Raw genomic sequence first — 545 nt, forward strand, 5'->3', positions numbered from 1 at the left:
TGAGCCTTTCCGTTTTACAGGTTCCTCAACAGGCCGGTGGGCCGTTAGTATCATCAATATCAGTATTCGCAAAACCAGATGAATGATTGTTTAAACTGGTGTATTTCTGCCTTTATGCTTCGTAAGTTTGCTGTCGCGCCGTCAGTGCCCAGGCTATTCTGGCCAGCTTGTTTGCCAGAGCACAGGTGACGACAAAGTTGCTTTTCCGACACAACAACTCCCTGACCCAGTCGGCCAACTTGCCAGACTGGTGTTCCAGTTTTTGTATGAATACCCTGGCACACTGAACCAACAAAGTTCGGATCTTTTTGTTGCCCCGCTTGCTAATCCCTAACAATGTCGTCCGACCTCCCGTGCTGTACTGTCGGGGTACCAGCCCTGTTGCCGCCGCAAAGTCACGGCTGCTGGCGTACTGCTTCCCGTCGCCAATCTCAGTTGAAATAGTACTGGCAGTCAGCGTTCCAACGCAGGGAATACTCAGCAAGCGCTGTCCAACCTCATCTTCGTCCAACTTTCGTTTCAACTGAGATTCCAGATCTTTAATC

At 50.3% G+C, this 545-nt stretch carries 1 pseudogene; it reads right to left on the reverse strand.

Features of this window, described 5'->3' with window-relative positions:
* Nucleotides 1-112 precede the first annotated feature (112 nt).
* Nucleotides 113-545: pseudogene (locus OGY18_RS00020) on the reverse strand (IS110-like element IS5075 family transposase); the annotation flags it as partial.

The organism is Citrobacter sp. Cpo142 (genome assembly GCF_030332425.1).
In the GTDB taxonomy this organism is placed as follows: Bacteria; Pseudomonadota; Gammaproteobacteria; order Enterobacterales; family Enterobacteriaceae; genus Citrobacter; species Citrobacter portucalensis.